This window comes from Bacillus sp. ISL-51, assembly GCF_018613535.1.
Taxonomy (GTDB): domain Bacteria; phylum Bacillota; class Bacilli; order Bacillales; family Bacillaceae; genus Bacillus.
Map to the genome: position 1 here is coordinate 750,891 of NZ_JAGGQB010000005.1, position 9,860 is coordinate 760,750.

Sequence of the window (9,860 nt, forward strand, 5' to 3'; positions counted from 1 at the left end):
TATTGCCGTCGTCAATAAATGGATTATATAGTTTTAAATTCAAAATGCATACTTAATTCAAATTCATTTGGGTACTAAAAATTCTTAAGTTGCCTAAAGTTTTTGATAACTTAAGAGTTTTTTTAGTGTGAATCATTTATTATTATCGATGGTTTAATACTTTACAATGACCTGTTTTTTGTTTAAGTGAGAAATTCCGTTAACTCATAATACTCTCCTGTTTCATCTATAATATTAAACAGCCATTGTCGTCTTTCTTGATGAGACAATTTTTTTGTCTGAAAAATCCCTTGGAGTAACTCTAACGCCTCAATCATTTGAACTTTCGTAGGATGTCTACCTGTTTTTTCCACCTCCTCTTGAAGGCTCTGCATGCGTTTATAGGGCTTTACTACACCTTCTTGATATTCAATTTCATTCCAATTGAAATTTGGAGTAGCTACCGCAATAGCTAAGCATTTTGTAATAATAGTTTGTTCTTCTCTCCTGTCAGGATTTGATGCTATAGAAAGATTAATCAATGATTGCCTATCAGCTTTTTCTCCAAAACATAAAGATGTTACGTTGGGTAAATTTATTTCAGTTAGTTTATTAAGCACATTTTTAGGTCCCATTTCGATAGCATGTGTCATCCCAAGTCGTTTTAAATAGCGCAAAATCTTAGTCCATTGGACGGGATTTACCATTTGTAGTGTTAAAAGATCCACAACATTTTCAGGATTTTCATAAGGAACTCCTGTCACATTAGATATAACAGGCCACTTAAACAAATTAAATCTGTATTTAGATAATTCATAGCATAGCTTTTCTGCCTCTTCTAACATGAGGGGGCTATGAATTGGGGCACTGAACATGAGTGGTGTAACATGACCGTCTTCGTCAAGAACTCCCATCTCTACTTTCTCTATAACGTCCTTATGTCCTGAGATAGCCACTTGTGTTGGTGAATTATAACAAGATATAGCTGCCACCTGTCTATTATTTTTTGAGTGCTGCTTACAGAGCTCTCCTACTATTCTAGTGTCTATACCATCTAAAATCGTCATAGATCCCAAATCTTTATCAGCATTGTCTTGCATTAGCTTTCCTCGAAATTGTGTTATACGTATAGCATCCTCAATAGAAATAACACCTGAACAGGCTAAAGCTGAGTACTCGCCTAAACTATGTCCTGCGCAAAAGTGCGGACGAATTCCAACCTCCTCCATGTAAACTCTAAATGCTGCAACGCACGTAGTTAGAAGGGCAGGCAGTAAATTTTCCCCTCGATTCAACTCCCATAAACTTCCTTCAAAACAAAGTTTTGCAATATTTACTTGAGCAATATCACCCGCCTCTTCAAAAGTCAATTTTGCTATAGGATATTCATCATAAAGACTCCTCCCCATACCTATAAATTGAGACCCTTGGCCTGGAAATAACAGCGCTATCTTTTCCATACAAACACCTCCATTCCTTATATTATTAATCTAGTCCCTTTACAGTCATATAGTCTGGGACATCCTGTACGTAACTTAAATCATTTTCAAAAATAACAAAATCTTCTTCTTGATAGACTTCCTTAAAACCTCCAAATTTATAAGTTACGTACATCATACGATTTCGGTCCGTTAACTTAAATTCGGCTCGGATTTTCACTCCTGCTTTCTTTGCTTCAGCCATTATGTAATTCATTAAAACTGTACCTACTCCTCTAGACATAACTCGACAAGACATAAGTAATAATTTAAAGGTCCAATATTCATCTTCACATTCTAAAAGAGCTAACCCTACTTTTCCGTATGATCCATATTTATCATCTAAACTAGCAATAAATAACTTGTGTTTATCTGATTTAGAAAAATACTCTAATTCTTCGTAAGAATACGTGTATCCAGTAGTATTGAGCTGGTGAGTTCGAACAGTGAGCTCCTCTGCCCGTTTTAAGTCGTCTCCCTGGAGTGGTGAAATCGTAAACACCATATTTAAGGAGGCAAGAAACTCATCTTTCGGACCAGTAAATTGTTTTTCTGCTTTGTTACGGATTTCATCGCTCTTGTACATTAACCTTCTTAGTCTTGAATCTTCAGTGATAAAGCGAGGTTCCATGATATCCATATTCGGAATTTCTTTATATTCCATAGCATTAATGCAGTATACTTCAGGCAGTTCAAATTTCACTTCCTCTAATTCAAAAGGTTGATCGTCTACAAATGCCACTGTATTCATCCCAATATTAATGGCTGCAACAATTTCTTGAATTGAACTAGATTTTGAATTCCAATTAATTTTGGGATAAAGGAAATATTCACTAATCTCCAACTCTTTTAGCTTAGCCATTGCCATACTATGTTCATTTTTACTTGAAATAGATTGAAGAATTCCACGTTCATCAAGCGTATGAATTATGTCCATGATACCTTCCTTCAAGCTTACTCCCTCATCTTCTAGTAGTACACCATTCCAAATAGTTTGATCTAAATCCCAAATAACTAATTTTATTTTTTCCTGTTTTTTCTTTTCTACTATTGAAATTTGTTCCTGTTCTATCATATTATCCCCTCCTTGACATTTTTTTAAATGATACTCCCTAGTGCATGATTGGCAATCATCACTTCATGCATTTGTGATGTTCCCTCAATAATCTCGTTAATTTTTGCATCTCGATAATATCTTTCCACTGGATAATCCCCTGAACAGCCATTGGCACCATGGATCTGAACAGCATCATTTGCAACTTTTACCGCCATACTAGAGGCGTAGTATTTAGCATTCCATGTTTCCATAATAGAATCAGGGCTTCCTTCATCTTTTAGTTCACCTGCATTTATGCATAGTAGTCGGGCAGCTTTTACTTGAACAACCATCTCGGTTAGCATTTTCTGAATCAATTGATTCTCTCCAATTGCGGATCCGAACTGTTTTCTTGTCCTTGCATAATGAAGTGAATGTTCTAGGCAAGCTTGAGCTAAACCCACACATCCCCATGCAATTGTATAGCGACCATAGTTCAGACAAGATAACGCAATATGGGAGAGCCCAGTTCCAATCCTGCCAATAAGATTTTCCTTTGGAATTCGGCAATGAGAAAATTTTATTTCTCCTAGCATTGACCCTCTTACTCCTAACATCGAATTAATTTGATTAACTTCTACACCTGGTGTGTTACGCTCCACAATAAACGCTGCAGGTCCTTCTTTACACATAGCAAAAATTAAGAATACATCAGCAATTTGCCCCATTGTAATCCATTTTTTAACTCCATTCAGCACATAATCATTACCATCTAATATAGCTTTAGTCTGAATACTTTTTGCATCACTACCTACTTGAGGTTCCGTAAGCCCAAATGCTCCTATGACTGACCCTTCTGCTAGCTTTGGTAGCCAATAATTGCATTGCTTCTGAGTTCCCCAACGGTGAATTGCCAAGGCTACCATACCATGAACCGTGAGTAAGCTACGAACTGACGAACATCCTCTACCTACTTCTTCATTCAAGACTCCTATTGTTACCATATCTAGACCCATACCTCCGTACTGTGACGGAAGCATGGAACCTAAATAGCCTTCCTGGGCTAGGTTTTTAATAATATCAGTGGGAATATGCTGTTTTTTATCAATATTTGCAGCATTTGGAGCCACATGTGTGTTTACAAAGTCTGCAAACTTTTCTTTCAAAGATAATTGTTCTAATACATTTTCCATATTTTTATCTTACCTCTCTATGCTGATTTACGTTCAATTAATTCAGCAATTTTTGTAACGGTACGAAAGTTTTCCATATCCATGTCTTGATTATCAATTCGAATACTGAACTCTTTCTCAATAAACATTACTAATTGCATAGCAAATAAAGAGTTCACAAAACCTAGTTCAAATATATCCTCATTATCCAAGAGTTCACGTTTACGAAAAAAACGACTTAGAAATGCTTTAATTTTTAATTTGATATCCATATCTTCACCTCATTTTAAATTTACATTGCGTTAAAAATTACATTACAGCGTACTCAAAAAAGCCCTTACCACTTTTGCGACCGAGTAATCCTGCATCTACCATCTTGCGTAGTAAAGGACAGACTCGGAATTTAGGATCTTGATAACTTTCATATAAAACATTAAGTGAATCGACTACTACATCCAGACCTATTAAATCTGCAGTACGAAGGGGTCCCATTTTATGTCCAAAACCTTTCACAAAAATTTCATCAACTTCTTCTGGAGTAGCTACTTGATCCTGAAGGACGTATGCAGCCTCATTCATAAACAGATGAGAAATCCGATTTGAGACAAAACCCGGATAATCTTCTACAAGAATAACTTCTTTTTCTAAGGAATTTAGTATTGATTTTGTTGTTGAAATGGTTTCCTCAGATGTGTGATATCCTCGAATCGCTTCTACAATCGGTTTAAGTGGCACTGGATTCATAAAATGAACGCCTATTACCTTTTTAGCTCTTCTAGTTAAAGCCCCTACCTTTGTAATTGAGATACATGATGTATTCACCATATAAATACAGTTTTCAGGACAAACCTCTTCAAGCTGAGCATAAACAGTGCTTTTTATTTCTAACTGTTCTGGTACATTTTCAACAATAAAATCCGCATCTTTTAAAGATTCATAACCTGTCGTAAATTTAATACGCTTTAAAATACTTTCTGGATCCTGTACAGCGAGATCTTTACTATAAAAGCTTGCAAACCTCATATTGTTATAAATTTCACCTTTGGCTTTTTCTAATACCTCCTGTTGGAAATCTACTAGTACAACATCGTAATTATATTGGGCAAAGCATTGGGCAACGCCAACTCCCATTGACCCTGCTCCTATAACACCAACTTTCATTTCACGCCACTCCTTTCAAATCACGTTCAGTATTATATAACTATTTCAAGCCCAAATATTCAGAGGCAATCTTAAATGCACTATCCATATCATTATTTATAGTTGGCACTGCGACATATAGGATATCTTTAAATATTCGGAGCGTGATCTCGTTACCTGCTACCATATCTTTCAACTCCATCTCATAATGATTAAAAGAGTCAAAAATATTATCTATTTCCATGTCTGCGTAAAAATTAACCACGGGAATATGTTTGAAATATTTATTACGTCGCTCGGAGTCATCACCTTTTGATTCAAACAATAAATGCCCATAATTATTATGCACTTGTTGCTTACCAAGCCGTTTTATAGAGTGTGTAACTCCATCATATTGGTATGGTATTATATCCAGATGTAATCCTAATGTTTGAAAGCCCATATCCTCTCTTCCAAAATGCATTAATAAGAATGGAAAACTAGATTTAGAATGAATGTAAGGTTGAATATTTAGTAAATCATATAATTCAGTCACCCATAGAATTGGATCTTTTAATATTTGATTTAAGACAGATTCATTATATTTGTATTTAATATGTAAACACCGTTGAGCAGTTTTACCCTTCATTAATGAATCATAGATGCTGGCTTGTTTGAAAAAATTATCAACAAAATCTTTTGCATCAGGTTGTAATTGATTTTTATTCTCTATTTCATTTCTTATCTTTGTATATTCCGTATAATAATTAGATATTAAAATCCCCTGTTTTCTGGAAATTTTATCTTTGATTAACTGACCCAAAATTTCTGTAGAGGCTAAGTCCCATAATCCATGGTGTACAAAGAAATATAGGCAATATCTATTAGGACCAATCTTGACAATAAATATTTTGGATAATAATCGTTGTTCCTTAAATAATTGAGACGCCTGAATAACAGCATTGCACCATTCAAGATCCTGCCCTAACTGCTTGTTAGAAGAGATATCTATAAAAGGAATATGCCAGTCAGATGTATAACTATATTGTTGTAATTGGTTTCGATCTTTGTCATAAGAAAGTCTGAAAATACTCTGTTCACACACTATATCTTTTACAATTGAAATTAATCGCTCCTGAGTAATATCACCTTGAATTTCAGTTTTAGCACCGCACACATTACCTGGATAGTTATTAAAAAAGAATTTTTGATAAGCAAATGGTTCAAAACACTCGGCTTTTCTGTCTACAATATTTTTTTCATATTCTAATAGCTCTTTAGAAAACAAGGTTTTCTCAAAACTAGAAATGTCATACTGCTTTAAAGCAAAGATATTGTCAGTTGTGACTTGTGAATTTTTTTCTTCTTCAATAACCTTTGACTGTTTAAATGATGATTCAAAATTTTCATGTTCCACTTTACCGTTTACGGCTAAATTGTTCGTATGTTCAATTGCTTCAAGCAATGTTTTTTCATAACAATTTTTTAATTGCTGAATTAGATATTCAGAATATTTACCCTTGTTGTAGAAAATATCTAATTTCAGTTTTCCTTCATCAATAATGCTATTAATTATTAAGTTGCTGATAATATTTTCTTCTGCTATCTGAGTTCCAGTAGGGAAGGGCGATTTGATGAACCTAGATTTTCCCCGACTTAATTCACCTAAGAAATTAAATGAGATATCTATATTAATATTTGGAATTTTTTCGCCTTGTTGATGTTGAATTATTCCATAACCTATTCCACTGTTCGGTACAGTTTTTAATATTTCCTTTGTTTTAACTATACTATTTTCAAGGGTATCTAAAGCTTCAATAGTAATAGGATAAATGGTCGTAAACCAACCAACCGTTCGATCAATTCTTAAATTATTGCTGAACTCTTCTCTTCCATGACCTTCCAAGAATAAAGTTAGTTTTTTATGTCTTTGCCATAATTCATTGGCACGGGCTAATGATGCCAATAGGATTTCTTGAAATTCAGCATTATATACTTTTCCTAAACGTACTAATTTGCTTGTTTTTCTTGCATCTATTTCGAAGCTTATTTTTCCTGACCCGATGTCTGCTCCATACATATCAGCATCAATTTCTCCAAAATTAGCATTTTCGAGAACTCCATTCCAATAACTTACTTCTTTTTGTAACTCACTACTACTTCCATATTTGAATAATTCATTTGACCATTCTTGATATGAAGTAGTTTTTTTAGGTAGCTCAATTTCCTTTGTTTTAATATACTGTTTATAGATAGATTCAAAATCCTCTAGAATTATTCTCCAAGACACGCCATCTACCACAAGATGGTGTATAGCAATCATTAAATGATCACCATTTTTTGTTTTAAATAAAGCGCACTTTACTAATGGTCCCGTTGCTAAATTAATACTTTTTTGTAACTCATCATTCTTAACCTCTATTGCCTTTGATAATTTTTCATCCTTAAGTTCAGAAAAATCATAGATGCGCAACTCGGGTTTCTCACACTGTTTAATACTTAAAATTTCTTGCTTTCCATCTTTAAATATAGCTCTCAAGATATCATGGTGTTTTACAATAGCAAGTAAACTTTGTTTAACTGCTTCTTCATTGAATCCTTCAGGATTAGCAAGAAGCACAGATTGATTAAAGTGATTAGGATTATTTAATTTCCATTTGAAAAAAGTATCCTGAATCGGTGTTAATGGTACTTCACCCGATATTTCTTCTTGTCTACTTTCTTCTTTTTCTTCAACTCTCCTTATTACTTTGGCAACATTCTCAACTGTCTGAAACTGGATAATTTCACGCATAGATACACTATAATTTGCTTCCCTTAACTTAGATACTACTCGAATGGCTTTAATTGAATCACCACCCATATCATAGAAGCTATCTGTCACACCTAAATTATCTATACCTAATATTCCTGAAAATATTGAAACAATTTCTTCTTCCGTTTGATTTCTTGGTGCTACATATGTTTCCTCACTGTTTACTTCAATTTTCGGTAAAGCCTTCTTATTCAGCTTTCCGTTTCTAGTTACAGGAATACATTCAATTTGCATCATATGAGAAGGAATCATATAAGCAGGTAGGTGTTTAGATAATTCTTGGCGTATAGCCTTGATATCCAATACTTTTTCTCCTACCAAGTAGGCACATATACTTTTTTCTTGCTCTTTCTCACTTATGATTAAGGCTGTGTCTCTTATATCTTTTATCTGCCTGATGACACTTTCAATCTCACCAAGCTCGATACGAAATCCACGTAGTTTTACCTGATCATCTATTCTACCTAAATACTCAATATTTCCATCTTGCAGCCACTTTACTAAATCGCCTGAACAATACATCATTCCAGAACCATATGGATTAGGAATGAATTTTGCTTTGGTTAGTTCAGGATTATTTAAATATCCTCTCGCTACGCCATCGCCGGCGATACATAGCTCCCCTACCATTCCAATGCCACACAATCTACCTTCGTTCATAATATAAGTGGTCGTATTAGAAATTGGTTTTCCAATAGGGGTTTTGACTTTTACCTGATCTGCATCAATTGGATAGTAAGTTGCAAACGTTGTTGTTTCTGTTGGACCATAACCATTTATTAATTGAGTTTTTTTATTTTCTTTCTTAAATTTCCGAATATGCACTTCTGATACTTTCTCACCACCGAAGATGAGTGTTTCCAATTGGTTAAACACAGTCACATCTTCATTTACTAATTGGTTAAACAAAGTTACAGTCAACCACATCGTCGTAATTTTTTGACCCTCAATTACACGCTTTAAAGCAGAGGCATCCATTATGAGATCTTGGCTACTAATATGTAACTCCCCTCTATTCAACAATGCCCCCCAGATTTCAAATGTGGCTGCGTCAAAACTTAGTGACCCTGTTTGTAAAATTACGGTGTCTTTATTCAATTCTACATAATTAGGACGGTGTACCAATCGTGTAACACTTTTATGCTCAACCATAACTCCTTTCGGTTTCCCTGTCGTACCAGAGGTATAGATGAGATAGATTAGGTCATTTACGGTATTGATGTTTACAGGGTTCTCCTGTCTACCTGTCCACTGCATTGCTTCACTTACATCAACAATAGGAATATCTCCTTTATATGCGTAAGATAAACCGTTCACTAGAATAGCCTTAGGCTTACAATCTTCTAACATATAGGCAACACGTTCTAACGGATAAGCCGGATCAACCGGGACGTAAGCCCCGCCAGCCTTGACGATCCCACAAATCCCTATGATTGTTTCTATGTTCCGTTCCGCCATGATCGCTACATAGTCATCACGACCGATGCCCATCTGACGCAACCGAACGGCAAGTTCATTCGCCTTTGCATTTAGTTCCTGGTAAGTAATTTCCTTCCCTTCGGCGCATACGGCGACTTTATCAGGTGTTTGTGCAACCTGATCTTCAAAGCGTGTCACAATATTCTTGTATAGGGGAGTAGATAGAGATATATCGTTAAATTCTCCAAGTATCTTCTCTTTTTCTGTAGGACTAACAACATTAATATCTATTATTTTTCGGGTAGGATTCTGGGTAATTTCCTTCAAGATCTGTACATAGTGAACCATCATTTGACCGATGCTATTTTCACTGAATAAATCACTACAGTACTCAAAGCTCAATCCATAACCTTTCTGCAATGCCTCTACTGTCATAGTAATGTCAAATTTAGATATGTTTCTTTCAATACCAATATCCTTAAATCTTAATCCTTCACCTTCAAGAGATACTTCATCAATGTTTTGAAAACTAAATACTATGTCATATAGTGGATTACGAGAACTATCTCTTACTAAATCGAGATTTTCTATCAATTCTTCAAGGGCATATTCTTGATTCGCTTGTGCCTGCAGACATTTTTCTTTCATTTCTTCCAAGAAGGTGTGAAAGCTTTTATCGCCTTGAGGCTTCCCTCTCATAACTAGAGTGTTCACAAACATACCGAGGATTTTTTCCGTGTCTGGATGAACTCTCCCTGAAAATGGACTTCCAACAACAATATCCTCTTGATGGCTATACTCACGTAATAAAACCATAAATGCCGAAAGTAGTACCATATATT

Annotated in this window: 6 protein-coding genes; all 6 read right to left on the minus strand. The window is 34.9% G+C overall.

Annotated elements, in window-relative coordinates; all coding sequences use genetic code 11:
• Positions 1–182: 182 nt before the first annotated feature.
• From fabD to J7E26_RS08645, 6 genes are read right to left on the minus strand one after another with little or no spacing between them, the layout of a single operon-like run.
• Positions 183–1,439, minus strand: coding sequence for an ACP S-malonyltransferase (gene fabD / locus J7E26_RS08620; protein WP_214800648.1), 1,257 nt, complete (start codon positions 1,437–1,439; stop codon positions 183–185).
• Between the two features lie 25 nt (positions 1,440–1,464).
• Positions 1,465–2,532, minus strand: a complete 1,068-nt coding sequence (locus tag J7E26_RS08625) for an HAD-IIIC family phosphatase (protein ID WP_214800647.1) — start codon at positions 2,530–2,532, stop codon at positions 1,465–1,467.
• 23 nt (positions 2,533–2,555) lie between these two features.
• The gene (locus J7E26_RS08630) at positions 2,556–3,686 is read right to left on the minus strand and encodes an acyl-CoA dehydrogenase family protein (RefSeq protein ID WP_214800646.1); all 1,131 of its coding nucleotides are present in this window, start codon (positions 3,684–3,686) and stop codon (positions 2,556–2,558) included.
• Positions 3,687–3,703: 17 nt separating this feature from the next.
• Entirely contained in the window at positions 3,704–3,937 is a 234-nt protein-coding gene (locus J7E26_RS08635) for an acyl carrier protein (protein WP_214800645.1), read from the minus strand.
• Positions 3,938–3,974: 37 nt separating this feature from the next.
• Positions 3,975–4,826: a 3-hydroxyacyl-CoA dehydrogenase family protein gene (locus tag J7E26_RS08640; RefSeq protein ID WP_214800644.1), complete on the minus strand. Its 852-nt coding sequence runs from the start codon at positions 4,824–4,826 to the stop codon at positions 3,975–3,977.
• Positions 4,827–4,866: 40 nt separating this feature from the next.
• On the minus strand, positions 4,867–9,855 hold the full coding sequence (locus tag J7E26_RS08645; protein ID WP_285289006.1) for a non-ribosomal peptide synthetase: 4,989 nt from the start codon (positions 9,853–9,855) through the stop codon (positions 4,867–4,869).
• Positions 9,856–9,860: the final 5 nt, after the last annotated feature.